General features: G+C 74.2%; 13 protein-coding genes. 5 read left to right on the forward strand and 8 right to left on the reverse strand.

What is annotated here, in order from left to right:
* Nucleotides 1–65 precede the first annotated feature (65 nt).
* Nucleotides 66–1310 (reverse strand): class I SAM-dependent methyltransferase, encoded by a 1245-nt coding sequence (locus GA0070621_RS13430; RefSeq protein ID WP_231921015.1) that lies wholly within the window; start codon nt 1308–1310, stop codon nt 66–68.
* Nucleotides 1311–1885: 575 nt separating this feature from the next.
* Here GA0070621_RS13430 and GA0070621_RS13435 point away from each other — a divergent pair.
* Genes GA0070621_RS13435 through GA0070621_RS13445 form a run of 3 tightly spaced genes read left to right on the forward strand, consistent with a single transcriptional unit; the run spans nt 1886 to nt 5750 of the window.
* Nucleotides 1886–3217 carry a nucleotide sugar dehydrogenase gene (locus GA0070621_RS13435; protein WP_269455586.1) on the forward strand — a complete coding sequence of 444 codons (1332 nt, stop codon included), beginning with the start codon at nt 1886–1888 and terminating at the stop codon, nt 3215–3217.
* Nucleotides 3214–4209 (forward strand): NAD-dependent epimerase/dehydratase family protein, encoded by a 996-nt coding sequence (locus tag GA0070621_RS13440; protein WP_091195309.1) that lies wholly within the window; start codon nt 3214–3216, stop codon nt 4207–4209. Before GA0070621_RS13435 ends, GA0070621_RS13440 begins: the two co-directional genes overlap by 4 nt.
* Nucleotides 4206–5750, forward strand: a complete 1545-nt coding sequence (locus tag GA0070621_RS13445; RefSeq protein WP_091202370.1) for a 4-hydroxyphenylacetate 3-hydroxylase family protein — start codon at nt 4206–4208, stop codon at nt 5748–5750. Before GA0070621_RS13440 ends, GA0070621_RS13445 begins: the two co-directional genes overlap by 4 nt.
* A gap of 69 nt (nt 5751–5819) precedes the next feature.
* On the opposite strand, the gene ligA is transcribed toward GA0070621_RS13445, so the two are convergent.
* The 7 genes from ligA to GA0070621_RS13480 form a co-directional block, all read right to left on the reverse strand.
* Nucleotides 5820–7988: an NAD-dependent DNA ligase LigA gene (ligA, locus tag GA0070621_RS13450; RefSeq protein WP_091195312.1), complete on the reverse strand. Its 2169-nt coding sequence runs from the start codon at nt 7986–7988 to the stop codon at nt 5820–5822.
* Nucleotides 7989–8067: 79 nt separating this feature from the next.
* Complete coding sequence (locus GA0070621_RS13455; RefSeq protein ID WP_091195315.1) at nt 8068–9486, reverse strand: nucleotide disphospho-sugar-binding domain-containing protein; 1419 nt, start codon at nt 9484–9486, stop codon at nt 8068–8070.
* Nucleotides 9487–9552: 66 nt separating this feature from the next.
* A complete protein-coding gene (locus GA0070621_RS13460; protein ID WP_091195317.1) occupies nt 9553–10263 on the reverse strand; it encodes a class I SAM-dependent methyltransferase in 711 nt (236 codons plus the stop codon).
* A gap of 201 nt (nt 10264–10464) precedes the next feature.
* Nucleotides 10465–11877, reverse strand: a complete 1413-nt coding sequence (locus GA0070621_RS13465) for a condensation domain-containing protein (RefSeq protein WP_091202371.1) — start codon at nt 11875–11877, stop codon at nt 10465–10467.
* Nucleotides 11874–13409 carry a tryptophan 7-halogenase gene (locus tag GA0070621_RS13470; protein ID WP_091195319.1) on the reverse strand — a complete coding sequence of 512 codons (1536 nt, stop codon included), beginning with the start codon at nt 13407–13409 and terminating at the stop codon, nt 11874–11876. Before GA0070621_RS13470 ends, GA0070621_RS13465 begins: the two co-directional genes overlap by 4 nt.
* 33 nt (nt 13410–13442) lie before the next feature.
* A complete protein-coding gene (gene cmdF, locus GA0070621_RS13475; RefSeq protein ID WP_091195321.1) occupies nt 13443–15053 on the reverse strand; it encodes a tyrosine 2,3-aminomutase in 1611 nt (536 codons plus the stop codon).
* The gene (locus GA0070621_RS13480; protein ID WP_167666872.1) at nt 15046–18261 is read right to left on the reverse strand and encodes an AMP-binding protein; all 3216 of its coding nucleotides are present in this window, start codon (nt 18259–18261) and stop codon (nt 15046–15048) included. The genes cmdF and GA0070621_RS13480 overlap by 8 nt, the downstream gene beginning before the upstream one ends.
* Nucleotides 18262–18447: 186 nt before the next feature.
* Here GA0070621_RS13480 and GA0070621_RS29950 point away from each other — a divergent pair, with 186 nt between their 5' ends.
* Together GA0070621_RS29950 and GA0070621_RS29525 are read left to right on the forward strand one after the other, a co-directional pair.
* Complete coding sequence (locus GA0070621_RS29950) at nt 18448–18726, forward strand: phosphopantetheine-binding protein (RefSeq protein ID WP_167666873.1); 279 nt, start codon at nt 18448–18450, stop codon at nt 18724–18726.
* Between the two features lie 154 nt (nt 18727–18880).
* Nucleotides 18881–19084, forward strand: a complete 204-nt coding sequence (locus tag GA0070621_RS29525; RefSeq protein ID WP_157739968.1) for a hypothetical protein — start codon at nt 18881–18883, stop codon at nt 19082–19084.
* The last annotated feature ends 34 nt before the right edge of the window (nt 19085–19118 follow it).

The raw sequence follows: 19118 nt of genomic DNA on the forward strand, positions 1-19118 counted from the left end.
CGCGTCGGCATGGCGGGGCCGTGGCGGCCCGCCGCCGCGGGCCGCCACTCCGGCGGGACGGTCGATCACACGATGTGTACGTGCGGGACGTAGAGGATCCAGCGACCGCCCTGCTCGACGAACCGGCGCTCCTTGGCCATGATCTCCTCCGCGTGGTTCCACGCGAACAGCAGCGCGTAGTCGGGATACGGGTCCGCGAACGCCTCGTGCGGTCGTACCGGGATGTGCGCGCCCGGGGAGAGCCGGCCCTGCTTCTCCGGGGTGGTGTCGCAGATGTACGGCACGAGGTCGGGCCCGATGCCGCAGTAGTTGGTGACGGTCGCGCTCTTGGAGGTGGCGCCGTAGCCGACCACCCGCCGCCCCGCGCCACGCAGGTCGGTCAGCAGCGCCACCAGGTCCGCGCCGATGCGGTCGATCTGCCGGCCGAAGCGGGCGTACGTGTCGTGCTCGCCGAGGCCGTACCGGGCCTCGTCGTCGATCATCCGGGCCACGCTCGGCCGGCGCGGACGGGCCCCGGGGCGGGCAACGGTGTAGCGCAGCGACCCACCGTGGATCGGGATGTGCTCCACGTCGACCAGCTCGAAGCCGAACCGGGCCACCATCGCGTCCACCGCGCGCACCGAGAACAGGTAGAAGTGCTCGTCGTAGATCTGATCGAAGTACGCGTACTCGACGATGTCGGCGACGTACCGGTCCTCGAAGACGAAGATCCCGTCCGGCGTGAGCAGGCGGTCGACCCCGCGGAACACCTCGTCGATGTCGGCGATGTGGCTGATGGTGTTGGCCGAGAAGACGACCTTCGCCGGGCCCCGCTCGGCCCGGATCGCGGTGGCGGAGCGCTCGTCGAAGAAGTCGACCCGGACCTCGACGCCGTGGGCGGTCGCCGCCTGCGCGGCGCCGGCCGACGGGTCCACGCCGAGGTGCCGTACACCGGCCGCGCCGAGCGTACGGAGCAGCAGCCCGTCGTTGCAGCCGATCTCGACGACCAGGTCACCGGGGCCGGTCAGTTCGGTGTCCCGCAGCCGACCGGCCACCGCCTCGAAGTGGCGGCGCAGCCCGTCCGAGGTGGACGACCGGTACGGGTAGTCGGCCCGGAACATGTGGTCGGTCGGCATGGCCTCCAACTGTTGGACCATCGCGCAGTCGGCGCAGATGCCGACGGCCAGCCGGAAGAACCTCTCCGCGCCGACGTCCCGCGGCCTGAGGAAGGCGTTGGAGACCGGCTGCCGACCGAGGTCCACCCATTCGCGTACCGGCCCCGCGCAGATTCGGCACGCCGGGGCGGCTGACACCAGCTCGCGGCTATTCACGTCGTCAGGCTCCTTCGTGGTGTCGCACCCCTCGGCCCGCCCGCGTCGTCGCCGTACCCGGGAACGGTCGGCCGGGGCGACGGCGCCGGTCGGTGCGGGCCCGCCGCGCCGGAGGTCGTCGGCGGCCGGCCCGCCGGTGCCGATGGTGCTGGAGGCGGCCCTTCCGCCAACGGCCATCGTCGCGACCGGCGCGGGGCCGGGGCACATCTCAGCGTGCTCGACCGCGCGGGCCGGGACGCGGGCCCACCTCGACGCCGTCGGGCCAGCCGGTGGCCGGACGGGTGGGCACGGAGAGAGATGCCGGTGCAGGTGATCAGCGACAGGATCGGTGGCATCGGGCGGGACGCAGCGCATCCCAGATCACCGACCCACAGGCTGAGGCCGATGGCTGTCGATCCCGCCGCGTTCCCTCCCGGTCCGGCGTTGCGGCAACAGCGCCGGACCGGGAGTTGATCTTTGTAGCGAGGGTGAGGAGACGAGCATGCCCAGTGCCACCACACCGGTCGACTCGCCGGATCCGCCGGGCCACCCGGCGACCGGAGCCGCCGGGCGCCGGACCGGGGAGGAGGACCGGCGTGGCTGAGCCGCACACCGTCGCCGTCGTCGGCATGGGCTACGTCGGCTCCTGCGTCGCGGCCACGCTCGCCGACCGGGGGCTCTCCGTCATCGGTGTCGACACCGACACCGACCTGGTGGCCCGCCTCAACCGCGGCGCCACCCCACTGGCGGAGCCGGGACTGGCCGACCTCGTCGCGGCCGGGATCGGCAACGGCCGGCTGCGGGCGACGACGGACCAGGACGCCGTCGCCGACGCCGACGTCGTCCTGCTCACGGTCGCCACCCCGGTACGGCCCGACGGGTCACTGGACGACGACCACCTGCGGGCGGCCTGCGCGGCGCTGGGCAGGAGCCTGCGCGCCGGCCAACTGGTGGTCCTCAAGAGCACCGTCCCGCCCGGCACGACGAGGGACCTCGTCCGGCCGTTGCTGGAGTCGAGCGGTCTGCGGGCCGGTACCGACTTCGCCCTGGCCTTCGCGCCCGAGCGGCTCGCCGAGGGAACGGCGTTGCACGACCTGCGGACCCTCCCGGTCGTCGTCGGCGGCATCGACCCGCACAGCACGCGGGTCGCCGCGGACTTCCTGCGCGGCGCGCTCGGCGCCGACACGCTCCCGCAGGAGTCCCTGGAGGCCGCCGAGATCGTCAAGCTCGCCGACAACTGGTGGATCGACCTCAACATCGCCCTGGCCAACGAACTGGCCATGTTCTGCGACCTGTACGGGGTCGACGTGCTGGACGTGATCAGCGCCGCGAACTCCATCCCGAAGGGGAACGGAAACGTCAACATCCTGCGACCGAGCGTCGGCGTCGGCGGCTCCTGCCTGACCAAGGATCCCTGGATGGTGTGGCAGTCCGCGCGGCGGCACGGGCTGGAGATCACCACCGCGCCGGTGGGCCGCGAGGTCAACCAACGCATGCCCGGCTACACCGCCCGGCTGGTCCTCGACGACCTCGACGCCCGCCGGGTGCCCCCGTCCGAGGCGACGGTGGCGGTGCTCGGCCTGGCCTTCAAGAACGACACCGGCGACCTGCGAGCCACCCCGACCCGGGCGGTGGTGGAGGCGCTGCTGGCGGCCGGCGTCCAGGTAAGGATCCACGATCCGCTGGTCGATCCGGCACGGGCCCGCGAGATCTTCGGCCTGCCGGTCACCGCCACCGTCGAGGAGGCCGTACGGGACGCACACTGCGTCGCCCTGCTGGCCATGCACCGGGACTTCGCGGCCCTCGACTTCGCCCGACTGCCCGTCGCCGAGTCCTGCCTCGTCCTCGACGGCCGCGCCTACCTGCCCAAGGAGAGGATCGCCATGCTGGAACGCCTGGGCTACACCTACCGCGGGGTCGGCCGGTGAACGCCCCCCGGGTCGTCGTCACGGGCGGCCACGGGTTCGTCGGCAGCCACCTGGCGGAGCGGCTGGTCACCGCGGGGGCCGACGTCACCGTGCTCGACAGCGGCGACCCGCCGCCGCACCTGGACCTGCTGCGCCGCAACGCCCGGCACGTCCGGGGCGACGTCCGGGACCCCGACGGGCTGGCGGCGGCGATCACCCCCGACGTGGACGTGGTCTACCACCTCGCCGCGGCCGTCGGGGTGGACACCTACCTGGACAGCCCGCTGGACGTCATCGACGTCAACTTCGTCGGGACGAAGCGGGTGCTGGAGCGCGCCACGCTGGTCGACGCCCGCGTCGTGGTCGCCAGCACCAGCGAGATCTTCGGCAAGAACCCGGCGGTGCCGTGGCGTGAGGACGCCGACCGGGTGCTCGGGCCGACCACCGCCCAGCGGTGGTGCTACTCCACCAGCAAGGCCCTCGCCGAGCACCTCACCTTCGGGTTCGTGCAGCAGCACGGCCTCGCCGCCGGCGTGGTCCGCTACTTCAACGTCTACGGTCCCCGGCAGCGGCCGGCGTACGTGATCAGCCGCAGCGTGCACCGCGCGTTGAACGGCCGTCCGCCGATCGTCTACGACGACGGCCACCAGACGCGCAGCTTCACCTACGTCACCGACGCCGTCGAGGGCACGATCCTCGCCGGGGCCAGCGAACAGACCATCGGCGAGGCGATCAACATCGGCAGCATGCGCGAGACCACGATCGCGGACGCGGTCGCCCTCGTCGCCGCCGTGACCGGGGCCGACGGCGACGCCGTGGCGGTCGACACCGCCGAGCAGCTCGGCACGGGATACCAGGACCTGCCGCGCCGCATACCCGACGCCAGCCGCGCCCGGATGCTGCTCGGGTGGAGCGCGGAGACCGAACTCCGGGAGGGCCTGACCCGCACCGTGGAGTGGGCACGGGCCAACCCGTGGTGGCTGTCCCGGCCCGACACCGGAGCCGGCCGGTGAGCCCGGCCACGCGGCCGCTGACCGGGGACGAGTACGTCGAGACGCTCCGCGACGGCCGGGCGGTCTACCTGCACGGCGAGCGGATCCGGGACGTCACGAGCCATCCCGCGTTCCGCAACCCGGTGCGGATGACCGCCCGGCTGTACGACGCGCTGCACGCCGAGGAGCACCGGTCCGTGCTCACCACGGCCTGCGACGCACCGGGCAGCGACGGCTACACGCACCGGTTCTTCACCACCCCGCGCAGCGCCGACGACCTGGTCGCCGACGAGCGCGCCATCGCCGCCTGGGCCCGGATGAGCTACGGCTGGCTGGGGCGCAGCCCGGACTACAAGGCGTCGTTCCTCGGCACCCTGGGCGCCAACGCCGAGTTCTACGAGCCCTTCGCCGACAACGCGCGCCGCTGGTACCGGGAGTCGCAGGAGAAGGTCCTCTACTGGAGCCACGCCATCGTCCACCCGCCGGTGGACCGCTCGCGTCGTCCGGACGAGGTCGCCGACGTGTTCGTGCACGTGGAGCGGGAGACCGACGCCGGCGTGGTGGTCAGCGGCGCGAAGGTGGTGGCGACCGGGGCGGCCCTGACCCACCACACGTTCGTCGCCCACTACGGCCTCCCGGTGGCCCGGCGGGAGTTCGCGCTGGTCGCGGCCGTGCCGACGGACGCGCCGGGCGTACGGCTGATCTGCCGCCCGTCGTACACGGCCACCGCGAACGTGATGGGCAGCCCGTTCGACTACCCGTTGTCGTCCCGGCTGGACGAGAACGACACCATCCTCGTACTCGACAAGGTCCTCATCCCGTGGGAGAACGTCTTCGTCTACGGGGACCTGGCCAAGGTGCAGACGTTCGCCGGCCGGTCCGGGTTCACCGAGCGGTTCACCTTCCACGGCTGCGTACGGCTCGCGGTGAAGCTGGAGTTCCTGGCCGGTCTGCTGGCCAAGGCGCTGGAGACGACCGGCACCGCCGACTTCCGGGGCGTGCAGAGCCGGCTGGGTGAGGTGCTGGCCTGGCGCAACCTGTTCCAGGGGCTGGCCGGCGCGGCGGCCCGCGACCCGGTGCCGTGGCACGGCGGCTCCGTCCTGCCCAATCCCCGCTACGGCCTGGCCTACCGGTGGTTCATGCAGGTGGGGTACCCCCGGGTACGGGAGATCGTGCTGCAGGACGTGGCCAGCGGCCTCATCTACGTCAACTCGGGTACGGAGGACTTCGCCAGCCCCGAGGTGCGCCCGTACCTGGACCGGTACCTGCGCGGCTCGCAGGGGGTCGAGGCGGTCGACCGGGTGAAGGTGATGAAGCTGCTGTGGGACGCCGTCGGCTCGGAGTTCGGCGGCCGGCACGAGCTGTACGAGCGCAACTACGCCGGCAACCACGAGAACACCCGGGTCGAGCTGCTGTCGGCGGCGATCGCCGGCGGCGACCTGGAGCGGTGCAAGGCCCTCGTCGACGCGTGCCTGGACGAGTACGACCTGGACGGCTGGCGGGTGCCCGACCTCACGTCGTACGAGGGCCCGCGGCCGTTTCGCGGCCCCGGCGCCGGTTGACCGTAGGGCCGCCGAACGGGTGCCGCCACCGGTGACCGGTGGCGGCACCCGCGCGTACGGGAAGCCGGCTCAGCCGTCCGCGAGGATCGCGGCGGCCGCCTCGGCGTCCCCGGAGTCGTGGGCCGTGACCAGGGCGGCGAAGCGTTCCGCCGGCATGACGCGTACCCCGAGGGTGGCGGCCTTGTCGGCCTTGGAGCCCGCGCCCTCGCCGACGACGACCAGGTCGGTACGGGCGGAGACCGACGAGGACGCCGTCCCGCCCAGCCGCTCCACCGCCTCGTTGCCCTCGTTGCGGGTCAGCCCCGGCACGGCGCCGGTCACCACGACCCGCATCGGCGCGCCGTCGGGCCGACGCAGCGGCCCCGGCCCGGACGCGGCGGGCGCGACGTCGGCCCCGGACGCATCGGTCCCGGTGCCGCCGGCGGGACGGGCGGCGTCCGGCTCGACCATGTTGACGCCGCGCGCGACCAGCTTGTCGATCAGCGGGGTCAGTTCCACGAGGTCGGCGGCGATGGTCGCGGCCCGTTCCGGGCCGATCCCCTCCACCTGCTGGAGTTCCGCCACGCCCGCGTCGAGCAGCGCCCGCATCGAGCCGAAGTGCCGGGCGATCCGACGGGACAGGGCCCGCCCGGTCATCCGGACGCCGAGCCCGATGAGCACCCGCGACAGGGGGCGTCGGGTGGTCGCCTGGATGCTCGCGACGAGCTTGGCCGCCGAGATCTCGCCCATCCGGTCGAGGGTGACCAGCCGGGCCGGGTCGAGGTCGTACAGGTCGGCCGGATCGGTGACCATTCCCGCGGCGACCAGCCCTTGAATGATCTTGTCGCCGAGCCCTTCGATGTCCATCGCGTCCCGGGTGGCGAAGTACGCCAACGCCTCGTGCGCGCCGCAGGACCGTCCGCGCGCGCACCGCCAGCGCTTCTGCGTACGGTCCAGCGGGCCGTCGCAGCGGGGGCAGGTCACCGGAGCCTCGTACGGGGTCGAGGCCGGGTCGCGTTCGTCGAGCTTGGCGCCGGTGATCTCGGGGATGACGTCGCCGGCCCGGCGGACGAAGACGACGTCGCCGACCCGGACGTTGCGCCGGGTCAGGTCGTCGAAGTTGTGCAGCGTCGCCGACGTGACGGTGACGCCGCTGATCTGCACGGGTTCGAGCACGGCCACCGGCGTGACCACCCCGGTGCGGCCGATCTGCACCTCGATCCCGAGCAGTCGGGTGGTGCGGGTGTCGGCGGGGAACTTGCAGGCGATGCCCCAGCGCGGCGCCCGGCTCGACGACCCGGCCAGCTCCCGGTCCTGCGGCAGGTCCGCCTTGACGACCGCGCCGTCGACGCCGTACCCGAGGGTGCCGCGCGCGGTGCGCAGCGCCTCCACCGCCGCGACCGCCTCGTCGACGGTGGCGCAGGCCGTCATCCCGCCGGTGGCGGCGGTGGTCGTGACGCCGAGGTCGGCCAGGGCGGCCATCTCCACGGAGTGGGGCACCGGGCCGGCCGCGTCGGCCACCGCCCCGCGCACGCCGTAGGCGATGAACGACAGCGGCGCGTCGTAGGCGCGTCCCTCGGCACGGAGGGTGCCGGCGGCGGCGCTGCGCGGATGCGCGAACGGCGGCTCACCGTGCCCGGTACGCATCTCGTTGGCCACCACGAAGTCCGCGTCGGTCATGAAGACCTCGCCGCGGACCTCGATCGTCACCGGCCGGGCGAGCTGCCCCGGCAGTCCGACCGCCCGCCGCGCCTGGCCGGTCACGTCCTCCCCGGCCCGGCCGTCGCCCCGGGTGGCGACCCGCGCCAGCCGGCCCTCGACGTACCAGGCCGCGATGGCGAGCCCGTCGATCTTCGGCTCGACCACGAGCCCGGCGGCGGGACGGCCGAGCAGCTTCTCCAGGCGGCCGGCCCACCGGCGCAGCTGCTCCTCGCCGAAGACGTTGTCCAGCCCGAGCATCGGCTCGCTGTGCGGCACGTCGCCGCCGGCCGCCACCCCAGCGGCGACCAGGTCGGTGGGGGAATCCGCGGGCTTCCAGTCCGCCCGGAGCGTCTCGGTGGCCGCGACCCGAGCCAGCAGCGCGTCGTAGGTGGCGTCGTCCATCAGCAGGTCGCTGCCGTTGTGGTACGCGGCGGCGGCGGCGCGGACCGCGGCGAGCGCCTCGGTGTAGCCGGCCCGTTCGGCGAAGGGGGTAGCCGCCTCGGCGTCCACGATCGGCGGGTCGGCCGGCGACGACGGCGTGGTCCAGGTGTCGGTCATCTGGGGCGGTTGCCTCCTCGATCGGCCGTCAGCCCGCCCCCTGGGAGCGGAGGCGGGCTGACGGGAAGCGTGGGGATGTCTATCGCCGGTTCCGCGCGTCCTGGGCGAGGCTTTCGAGGACCGACACGACGTCGTTCGGGCTCGGCATGGCCCGCCAGACATCATAGATCGCGTCGGCGCCCCGCTGGTAGGACGGATCGGTGAGCACCGCCTCGATCGACTCCCGCAGCTCCGCCACCGACTGGGTCTGGTGGTTCAGCCGCACGCCGGCGCCGCGCGAGACGACGTAGTTCGACACCGGGGTCGCCTCGAGCTTCTTGGCCGGCATCACCCAGCGGACGGTGGGCTCCTGCTCCCGCTCCTCCGCCTCGCGCACACCGTACTCGACGCCGGAGCGGTAGATCCCGGTGTCGTCGGGCGCCTCCTCCGGGGTCTCCTCCTCCACCCGCAGCATGATCGATTCCAGGGTGTCGCAGACGAGCTGCGGCACCCGGCTGGCCACGGCCGCCTGGAAGGTACCCAGGCCACCGTGGTGGATGACCGCCGAGCAGGTCGGCAGGATCTGGTTGAGCGGCAGGTACTCCATCGTCCGCACGTTCGGCGGCGGGGTGTACCCGTCCAGCTGCACGTCGTTGAGGGTGGCGACGACCTCGACATCGAGGTCGGCGAGGGCGTCGAGCAGCATCGGCGCGCGGTTCCAGTCGCCCCGGATGAAGCGCCGGTAGGACTCGCCGAGGGTCAGGCAGATCCGCGGTCGCTGCGGCGGCTCGCGCAGCCAGTCCGGCACCGGCTCGGCGCCGTTGTAGGGCACGTACCGCAGCGGGACCTTGCGGGTCCGGGTCGGCAGGCCGAGCCCGGGCGGCGCGGTGTCGAGGGTCCACTGCCCGACCAGCAGTTCGTCGTCCAGCTCCACGCCGTAGCGCTCGGCGAGGGGACGCACCAGCGCGGCGAGCGGATTCGGGTCGAGGCCGGCCGCGACGAGGGCGTCCCGGCCGGCGGCGAGGCGGTCGAGGCTCCAGCCGGACGGGTCGTACGCGAAGACGAGCCGGGCGTGCGCGGCGCCGCAGACCCGGGCCGCGACCGCGCCGGCCGCCTGGGTGAGGTCCCAGATCACCAGGTCCGGTCGCCAGGTGCGGGCGTAGTCGATGAGGGCGTGGGCCTCGGGGCGGTCCGGGCGCAGATAGTCGGCGGTCGGGGTGAGCAGGTACTGGAAGAAGAGGTACCAGTACTCGCGCTCCTCCGGGTTGAGGCCGAGGGCGTCGGCGTACCGTTGGGCCTCCTCGGCCCCCTTCGGCTCCAGCGGGTCGTCGCTGATGCGGGCGGCCCAGGAGGCGTCGCCGAGCGGGACCGGGGTCAGGCCGGTGGCGGCGATCCGGTCGGCGAAGCCGCCGAAGGACGCGAGGCGTACCTCGTGGCCGGCGTTCTGCAGCGCCCAGGCGGTGGGCACCATGGGATACAGGTGGGCGATCGACGGGTCGATGGCGAACAGGACACGCATGTCTCTCCCTCGCAAGCGGTCGGGTCAGGACGTGGGGACGGTGCCGGGCGCGGGTCGGGTCACCGGTCAGCGGCGTACGCCGACCAGCAGCGGCCGCCCGGCGAGGCCGGTGGGGAGGAAGTCGGCGGCGCACCCCGCCGCAGCCAGCGCGCTCAGGTGCTCGCGCCGGCCGAACGCCCGCAGCAACCGCGTGTCGGCGACGTGCCGTACGCCGTCACCGTCGGCCACCAGGGCGTGCTGTTCGACGCGGTGGGCGCCGTCGCGGGGTACGCCCCGCGCGATCCGGGTGACCGTGCGGCCGTCGTCGCCGCGCGTCAACGCCTCGCTGGCCGTGCGGCGGATCGGCACGTCGGGCATCCAGAACGGCGCGATCAGGATCAGCCCGCCGGGGGCCAGGTGCCCGGCCAGGGCCCGCAGCGCCGCGCGGTAGCCGGAGAGTGGGTACTGGGCCAGCGCGTCGTGCAGGCAGGTGACGACGTCGTAGCGGCGGCCCAGGTCGAGGTCCGGCAGGCCCGTCTCGTGGATCGTGGTGCCGGGCAGCGCGTGCCGGGCGGCGGTCGCCATCGCGGCGTCGACGGCGACCCCCTCGGCGACCGCGAGGTGCGGGCCCAGGTGCCGCAGGTGGTCGCCCGCGCCGCACGCCACGTCGAGCAGGGACGTGGCGTGCGGGTGGCGGGCCCGGATGACCCCCAGCAGCGCCTCGGCCTCGGCGGCGGGGTCGCGGTTGTCGTCGGCGTGGAGCAGGTCGTAGAACGTGGACTGTGCCTCGGCGGGCATCGTCACCTCCGGTCAGGGTCGGCCCGGTACGACGTCGGCTTGCCGTGCGCACCGGCTCATCGTCGTGTCGCCCGGCGACGCGGGCGTGGTCGGCATTGCCCGCCGGTCAGGCGGGCGTGGTCGGCATTGCCCGCCGGTCAGGCGGGCGTGGTCGGCATTACCCCGCCGGTCAGGCGGGCCTGGTCGGCATCGCCGCGCCGGTCAGGCGGGCAGTGCGCGGTCCAGGGTGTCGCGGTAGCCGGCCACCAGCGCGGCCACGGTGTCGGCCCGGAACTGGCTGCGGCAGTAGCCGACGCTGCCGACGATCCCGCCCGCCGCGTCGAACTCCACCGCCCACAGCGCGCCGTCGGGGATCTGCGAGCCGCGCTCCTGCGAGCGCAGCCGCCGCCGCATCGCCCGGTACGTGAGGTCACCCACGCGCTGGTCGACGGCCATGAACGGGGACTGGACCAGCTGGAACACGCACGAGGCGTGCTCCTCGCCGGCCGCCGCGGCCATCAGCTCGGGCGCCACCCCGAGCAGGTCCACGAACGGGATCTCGTGCCGGTACGCCGCCAGGCACGCGCCCCGGACCCGGTCGACCAGGTCGGCGAAGTTGTCCGCTCCCCCGGTCCGGACCCGCAGCGGCAGCAGGTTGAAGAACGAGCCGACCATGTCGAGCGTCCACGCCGGGCGACGCCCCGGGGTGAAGGTCGGCATGACCACCTCGTCGAGCCCGGCGGTGTCGGCGAGTTGCCGCACGTACGCCGCGGCCATGACCATGAACGGCGTACAACGTCGGCTGGTGGCGTACGCCTGCACGCGCCGGCGCAGGTCGTCCTCGTGGTGGAACCGGTACCAGGCGGTGCCGTCGGGCCGCTGCGCGCCGCGTGGCCGGTCCAGCCGGATCGGCGTGACCGCCGCCCCGCGCAGCCGCTCGGCCCAGTACGCGCGGGCGGCGGCGACGGCGGGGGTGCCCGCCGCCGCGCGCTGCCAGCGCACGTACTCCCGGTACTGGCGCACCGGAGGCAGCTCCGGTGGCCGCCCGGCGCGGCGGGCGGTGTAGCAGAGCGCCAGGTCCCGCAGCACCACCTGGATCGACCAGCCGTCGACCCCGGTGTGGTGGGCGGCGAGCACGAGCACCGCGTCGTCGGCGGCGAACCGGCCGAGCACCGCCCGCAGGGTGGGGTTGTCGTCCATCGGCACCGGCCGGGACTCCACCTCGTTGAGCAGGATCTCCGCGTGTCGCTCCCGGTCGGCCGGGGCGAGGGGCAGGTCCTCGACGTCGAGGCGGGGCGGCCGGGGTGGCCGTACCCGTTGGTGTGCGTTCCCGGGCGCCCGGACGATCGAGGTCCGCAGCGCCTCGTGCCGCTCGACCACGTCGGCGAGCGCGGCCCGGAGCGCCCCGACGTCGAGCGGGCCGGTGACCCGCCAGCCGCCGACGATGGTGTAGCGCGGGCCGAACGGTCCCGCGTCGTCCCCACCGTCGACCATGCGCAGGAAGTCCTGTTGGCGGGAGAGCGGGAAGGGCTCGTCCGGCCCGGACGGCGGCTCGGGCGGGTGGCCGCCGGCGGTCGTCGCGTCGTCCGGCAGCGTCCACAGCGACGTCGCCGGGCCACGCTCGTCCCGTGTCATGCCCCGGGCACCCGCGGCGCCGGCCCGGGGGCCGGGGCCACCGACTCCGACCGGCGCCACCGCATCCCGTCGGCGGACGGGACGAGGCCGCCGCCTCGGATGGGGCGCTGCTCGTCGACGTTGCCGCCCAGCGCCGCCTGGGTCTGGACGCGGACGCCCTCCTTGAGGACCTCCTTGAGCATCGACGCGCCGAGCAGGTTGCGGTCCTCCCCCGCCTCGGCGACCGGGCCCTGGACGACGTCGGCGAGCTCCCGGAACGCCGCCTTCCGCTCGCGCAGGTAGGAGTCGGCGTCGACGAACGCGCGTTCGTCGGAGCCCGCGCCGCCGACCAGTTGCACGAAGGCCTGCACGTCGCTGGCGACCCGGTCGTCGCTGACCCGCTTGGCGGTCCAGAAGTACGAGTCCTCGTCCTGCTGCATGTCGTAGAACGCCACCAGGAAGTCGTGGAAGAGTCCGTACTCGCGCCGGTACCGGGCCTCGAACTCCGCGAGGACGGTCGCCTCGTCCAGGTCCCCGGCGAGGACGCTGTTGATCGAGCGGGCGGCGAGCAGCGCGCTGAACGTCGCCAGATGCACGCCGGAGGAGAAGACCGGGTCGATGAAGCACGCCGCGTCGCCCACCAGCAACATGCCGGGCCGGGAGAAGGTGTCGCGGATGTACGAGTAGTCCTTGCGGATCCGCACCTCGCCGTACGGTCCGCTCGTCACCCGGGTGGCCTCGGCCAGGTACTCGGCGATCAGCGGGCACTCGCTGATGAGCTGGCGCAGCACGGTCTCCCGGTCGCCCTCCCGGACGCGGTCCAGCGCCTCGGGACGCAGCACCGCCCCGACACTGGTGAGGTTGTCGCTGAGCGGGATGTACCAGAACCAGCCGCCGGAAAAGGCGGCGGCGAGGATGTTGCCGCTGTTGGGCTCGGGGAGCCGCTTGCCACCCTCGAAGTAGCCGAACAGGGCGAGGTTGCGGAAGAACTCGGGATAGTGCCGCTCGCCGCCGACGCGGTTGTGGATCCGGCTGCGGTGGCCGGAGGCGTCCACGACGTACCGGCTGCGCAGTTCCTGGCGTACGCCGTCCTCGTCGTCGAAGCGGACGCCGCACACCCGCCCGTCCTCCTCCAGCACGTCCACGACCCCGCAGCGCTCGCGTACCGTCACGCCCTTGCGGCGGGCGTTGTCGAGCAGGATCTGGTCGAACTTCATGCGCTCGACCTGGTACGCCGTCGCCCCGTCGCTGGCGAACTTCGGCGAGATCGCGAAGGCGAACGTCCAGGGCTCCGGGTTGCGTCCCCAGCGGAACGTGCCGCCACGCTTGACGGGGAAACCGGCGTCGGCGAGTTCGTCGGCGACGCCGATCAGCCGGCAGATGCCGTGGATGGTCGAGGGCAGCAGCGACTCCCCGATCTGGTACCGGGGGAAGGTCTCCTTCTCCAGCAGCAGCACCCGGTGTCCCTGCATCGCCACGAGGGTGGCGACCGTCGACCCGGCCGGTCCCCCACCGACGACCACGAGGTCGTAGTCGAATCCGTCGTCGTTCACGTCAGTTCCTTTCGATTGCCGCGCGCCGGCCGGTCACCGCAGAACCACGTCGGCGCGCAGGACGGCGTCGAGCAGGTCCGCGCGGCCCAACGCGGCCGCCACGGCGGCGATGTCGTCGGCCATGTAGCGGTCCTGGCGCAGGGTGGGCGCGAGGGAGCGGGTGAGTTCGTACGCGGCGCGGCCGGCCTTGCTCAGGCCCGCGTACCGGCCGGCGACGTCGACCGCCTGGGCCGCGGCCAGCAGTTCCACGGCCAGGATGGCGTCGTTGTTCGTCAGGACCCGCCGGGCGTTGCGGGCGGCGATCAGGCCCATGCTGACGATGTCCTGGTTGTCCCCGTTCGAGGGGATGCTGTGGATACTGGCCGGGCCGATCGTGCGGTTCTCGGCGACGAGCGCGGTGGCCGGGTACTGCGCGCCGGCGAAGCCGCTGTTGAGCCCCGGTTCGCCCATCACCAGGAACTCCGGCAGGCCGTAGCTGAGATGCCGGTTGAGCAGCCGGTTCGTCCGCCGCTCGGAGATCACGCCGAGCTGGGTCAGCGCGATGGTGACGTAGTCCATGGCGAACGCGACCGGCTGGCCGTGGAAGTTGGCGCCGTGGAAGACCTCACCGCTGCCGAAGAAGAGCGGGTTGTCGTTGGCCGAGTTCAGCTCGACCTCGACGGTCGCGCGGGCGTGGGCGAGGGTGTCCCGTACCGCGCCCAGCACCTGCGGCACCGCCCGCAGCGAGTACGCCTTCTGCATGTAGATGTTGGTCCGCTGCACCGCCTGGTCGTGCTGCCACTCGTCGGCGAGCTGCTGGCGCAGGGCGGCGTGCGAGACGGTGAGACCGCTGCCGTCCAGCAGCGCCCGCATGTTCGCGGCGGAGTCGATCTGGCCCGGGTGGGGACGCGCCAGGTCGTGGCCCTCGCTGAGGAACGGACCGGTCGACCCCTGCAGGGTCTCGATCACCAGCGCGGCCACGATCTCGGCCTGGCGGACCTGCTCGATCGCCCGGCCGAGCACCAGCGCGCCCAGCCCGGTCATCGCGGAGGTGCCGTTGATCAGGGCGAGCCCCTCCTTGAACCGCAGGTCCATCGGCTCGATGCCGTGGTCCCACAGCACCTCCCGCGTCGGCACCGACCGGCCGTCGCGCAGCACGTAGCCCTCACCGAGCACGGTGCTGGCGATGTGCGACAGGGGCGCGAGGTCGCCGCTGGCGCCGAGCGAGCCGATCTCGGGGATGGCGGGCGTGATGCCGAGGTTCAGGTAGAGCTCCAGCCGGGTGATCAGCTCGGGGCGTACGGCGGAGTAGCCCTTGGCGAGGGCGTTGAGCCGGGTGGCGAGGACGGCCCGGGCCTCCACCTCGGAGAAGCACGGCCCGACGCCGGCGCTGTGGCTGCGGACCAGGTTGGTCTGGAGTTCCACCTCCTTGGTGTGGTCCACCAGCATGTAGATCATCTCGCCGTATCCGGTCGTGACGCCGTACACCGGGATGCCCTGCCGGACGATGTCCTCGAACCGCTGGCGGCTGCTGGCCGCCCGGGCCAGGGATCCCGCCGGCACCACACAGGGCGTGCCTCGTTCGGCCACCTGCCGGACCCCGTCGATCGTGAGGCCCGCGCCGTCGAGGACCACCGGTGTCGCGCCGCTGTCGATGTCAGCCATGCTCGTCTTCCCATCGTTCTGGTTGGCCGGCGGCGCCCGGAGCGCCGCCGGCGGTCGGATCGCCGTTGCCGGCGGTCGCCGCCCGCACCACCGCCGCCATGCCGGCCACCGTCGGCGCGGCCAGGAGGTCCCGCAGCGGTACGTCGACGCCGAAGCGTTCCGCGAGGCGGTGGGCGAGTCGGACAAGTAGCAGCGAGTGGCCGCCCGCCGCGAAGAAGTCGCCCCACCCGTCCGCCGGTGCGGTCGGGAGCAGCTCGGCCCAGACGCGCCCCACCGCGCCCTCGATCGGGCCGCGTCCCCTGGGGCCGCCGTCGCTGACGGCGCGGGGATCCGGCAGTCTCGCCCGGTCGACCTTGCCGCCGATGTTGCGCGGAATCCGGTCGAGCGGGGCGAAGACGGTGCGGTGGCTCACCGGCCCGTACCGCCGTCGCAGGTGTGCTCGCAGCGACGCCACGAGCGCCGGCCAGTCGGCGTCGTCGCGGGGCGCCACGAAGACGACCAGCCGGCTCACCAGGCCGTCCGGGTCGGTCACCGGCGACGCGGCGCAGTCGGCGACGAGGCCGTGCTCGGCGAGCGCCGCCTCCACCGCCGCGAGTTCGAGCCGGTGCCCGGCGAGCTTGACCTGGTGGTCCCGGCGGCCCACGTGTTCCAGTTCGCCGTCGAACCGCCGCCGCCCGAGGTCGCCCGTGCGGTACCAGCCGGCGGTCGCGGCGGCGGCCGGCGGCAGGCCCCGCAGCGGCCGGAACGGAACGTCGTCCGGCCCGCGCCCGGCCGCGTCGGGCAGGTAGCGGGGCACGGCGTACGGGCTGCGGACGACGATCTCACCGGTCACGCCGGCGGGGCAGGGGCGGTCCCGCCCGTCCACGACCAGCACCTGCCGGCCGGGTATCGACCGGCCGACCGGCACGCGTTCGCCGGGCACCGGACCCACGATCTCGTACGCGCTGGCCGCGACCGTCTCGGTCGGACCGTACAGGTTCCACAGTCGGGTTCCGGTGAGCGTGTGGCGCAGTCGGTTCGCGAGGTCGGCCGAGAGGGACTCGCCCATCAGGAACAGGTGGGTCAACCGCGCCGGTACGGCGTCGTCCCGTTCGAGCACCGTCGCCAGTTCCCGGGCGAAGCTGGGTACCGTCTGCAGCATCGTGACGCGTTCCCGGTCGAGCCATCCGAGGAAGCGCTCCGGGTGGACACGGACGCGATCCGGCACCGGAACGAGCGTCGCACCGCAGATCAGGGCCGCGAAGACCTCGCACAGGGCCGGGTCGTGCTCGACGGCGGCCCACTGCGCGACGCGGGCGCCGGGGTGCAGGTCCCCGGTGCGGGCCAGCCAGGTGGCGAACTGCGCGAGCGCCGCGTGGGTCTGGACGATCCCCTTCGGTCGTCCCGTGGAGCCCGAGGTGAACGCGACGTAGGCGGCCGTCCGCGCGGCCGGCTCCGGCGGAAGCGGGGCGGGGTCCACCGGTCGCGGGGCCGGGTCCACGGTGAGGACCGGGCCGCGCCGGTCGGACCGGTACCACTCGGCCACCCGGTCCTCGGCCGGGTCGCCGGCGACCAGCAGGGCGGCGGGCCGCAGGTCGGCCAGCACCGTCCGGGCCCGGTCCCCCGGGTCGCCCGGGCTCAGCCAGGTGAAATGGCCGCCGGCGCGCAGGACGGCCAGGGACGCGGTCACCAACGCTGGCCCCATGGGCAGGCGCAGGGCGACGGCACGGCCCGCGAGCGGGACCCGGTCCGCCAGCCACGCCGCCAGGTCCGACGCCCGGGCGACCAGCTCCGCGTACGTGAGGCTCTCCTCCTCGCCCCGGACGGCGACCGCCTCCGGGAAGCGCTCCGCGCAGTCGTCGATGAGCGCGGTCACCGGCCGGCCGGACGGCGGCGCGACGGCCGTGGCGTCCGCGGCGCGTACCGCGGTGGCCAGGTGCCGGGGGTCCTCCAGCGGCAGGTCGGCGAGCGGGAGGTCGGGGTCGCGGACGGCCGCGGTCAGCACGGTGCGCAGGTGGGCGAGGACGCCCTCGGCGTCCCGGGGTGCCATCCCGTGGGTGCGGAACGCGAGCGTGCCGGCGAGGGTCGCGGTGGTCGCCGCGACGGTGAGCAGCAGGTCGACGGGGAGCACCCCGGCGCGGGACGGCAGTTCCCGGACGTTCGCGCCGGCCAGCCGCAACGGCGCCGGCGGAGCCTCGGCGGCGAGCACCGCGTCGCACAGGGGCAGCCCGTCGGGAGGCCGGGGTGGGTTGACCGCGCGGACGAGCCGCGGGAAGGGCGGGTGCCGTTCCTCGGCGTCCCGCCGGCTGCGTGCCACCCGCCGCAGATGCGTCCGGAACGTCGCGTCGCCGGTGAGCCGGCCGACGACCGGCAGGAGGGTGGAGAGCGGGCCGACCGCGCTCTCCTGGCCGGGCCCGCGCAGGTCGTGTGGCAGGGCGACGGTCACGCTGTCGTCGCCGGCGTGGCGGCCCAGCACGACCTGGAACGCGGCCAGCACGACCGTCGGGACGGCGACGCCCTCCGCCCGGGCGAGGGCCTGGACGGCCGCCCGGGTCCGCAACCCCCAGTCGAAGGTCACCTCGTCCGCCGCCGCCGCCGTCGGCGCCGCGGCGGGCGGCGGGTCGGTCGGGCGGACGCCGTCGGAGGGGTCCGGGTCGGGGACGGCGGACCACGGGGCGGCCGGCGCGACACTGCCGGAGGCGGGAACGGACGACGGGTCGCGGCGGGCCGGGGACGACACCGCGGCGGTGGCCAGGAGCGCGTCGGCGTACGCCGCCGAGAGGTCGGCGGCCACGACGGACATCGACGGGGCATCCGCGACGGCCTGGTGCGCGGTGAGCACGACGCGGTGGTGCCGGGGGGTGACCCGCAGCACCGTCAGCCGGGCGAGCGGGCCGGTGTCGAGGTCGCCGGGCGGTGCCGGCGCCGCGGCGTCGCGGATGTCCCACCTGGCGAACGCGTCGGCGCGGGCGGGGCCGATCCGTCGGGCGGGTCGACCGTCCACGGTGGGCAGCGTGGTCCGCAGTGCCCGGTGCCGGTCGAGCACGGCGTGCCAGGCGGCGCGCAGGACGTCGACGTCGAGGTCGCCGTCGACCCAGTACGACCGGTGCAGGGTCAGTACGCGGGCGTCCGGGTGCAGCTTGTCGAGGAACCAGACGCCGTCCTGCACGGCGGCGACGTCCGGGGTCAGCTCGGGCGTCGGCGGTGGCGGTGGGGCGTCGGTCGTCACGCAGCAAGTCTCGGCGGGTGCCGGTGAGCGGGCATCTCTCGACGTGCGCGGTGGCGACCGGCCCCGCGTGGACGTCCGGCGACGGCCTCGGCGGTCTCCCGGGATGCGCAAACGCAGAGATGCGCGCCACTGCCCGCGCCACCCAGGATGACCGCAGAGCCGAGCGCAAGCTGAAAGAGAGTGACCATGAACGAGGCCCCGGGAACCGTCCCCACCCCGCAGGACCCGCCCGCGCTGGAGCTGCGGATCGGCGCCATCTGGCGGGACGTGCTCGGCGTCCGGGACGACGTGCCCCCGGACGCCACCTTCCTCGAGTTGCAGGGGCAGTCGATCTCTGCCGTTCGTATCGCCGGACGGATCGAGGAGGAACTCGGCATCGAGGTCGACGCCGCCGTCCTGTTCGAGGACCCGGATCTGCCGACCTTCATCGATCTGGTGATGAGACGCGCCCGGTCCGGGCGCTAGCCGACCGTCGGGGTCCGGGCGTCCCCGGACCCCGGTGGCCGCGTGGCTGGCGCGGCTGCGGCGGGTCGTCGGCGGCTGGCCGCGGGCATGCCGTCGCGTGGCGCGCGGATCGGCTGCCCTGGGCGACGGCGCGACTGGAGGAGGAGGAACGAGGGTGCTGGCCATCAGGCTCTACGACATCGAGACCGGCCATGTCCAGACGCTGACCGAGGTGACGGACGTGGCGAGCGCCGACCGGTGGTTGGAGCAGTTCGCCGCCGGCGGGATCGGCACCAACGACGTCGTGTACGTCGTGGAGGGTGCGCCCCGGGTCGCCGTGCTGCACCTGCGGGAGCCGGAGGCCGGCATGGCGGCCTGAGCGGGTCGGCCCGATCCTCCATTGTGGATCGACC

Origin of the sequence: Micromonospora narathiwatensis, from assembly GCF_900089605.1 — a bacterium.
Lineage (GTDB): Bacteria > Actinomycetota > Actinomycetes > Mycobacteriales > Micromonosporaceae > Micromonospora > Micromonospora narathiwatensis.

Excerpts from the sequence above, each read along its gene's own strand:
- ligA (WP_091195312.1), bottom strand. The coding sequence starts at position 7,988 with ATGACCGACACCTGGACCACGCCGTCGTCGCCGGCCGACCCGCCGATC.
- GA0070621_RS13455 (WP_091195315.1), bottom strand. The coding sequence starts at position 9,486 with ATGCGTGTCCTGTTCGCCATCGACCCGTCGATCGCCCACCTGTATCCC.
- GA0070621_RS13460 (WP_091195317.1), bottom strand. The coding sequence starts at position 10,263 with ATGCCCGCCGAGGCACAGTCCACGTTCTACGACCTGCTCCACGCCGAC.
- GA0070621_RS13465 (WP_091202371.1), bottom strand. The coding sequence starts at position 11,877 with ATGACACGGGACGAGCGTGGCCCGGCGACGTCGCTGTGGACGCTGCCG.
- cmdF (WP_091195321.1), bottom strand. The coding sequence starts at position 15,053 with ATGGCTGACATCGACAGCGGCGCGACACCGGTGGTCCTCGACGGCGCG.
- GA0070621_RS29950 (WP_167666873.1), top strand. The coding sequence starts at position 18,448 with ATGAACGAGGCCCCGGGAACCGTCCCCACCCCGCAGGACCCGCCCGCG.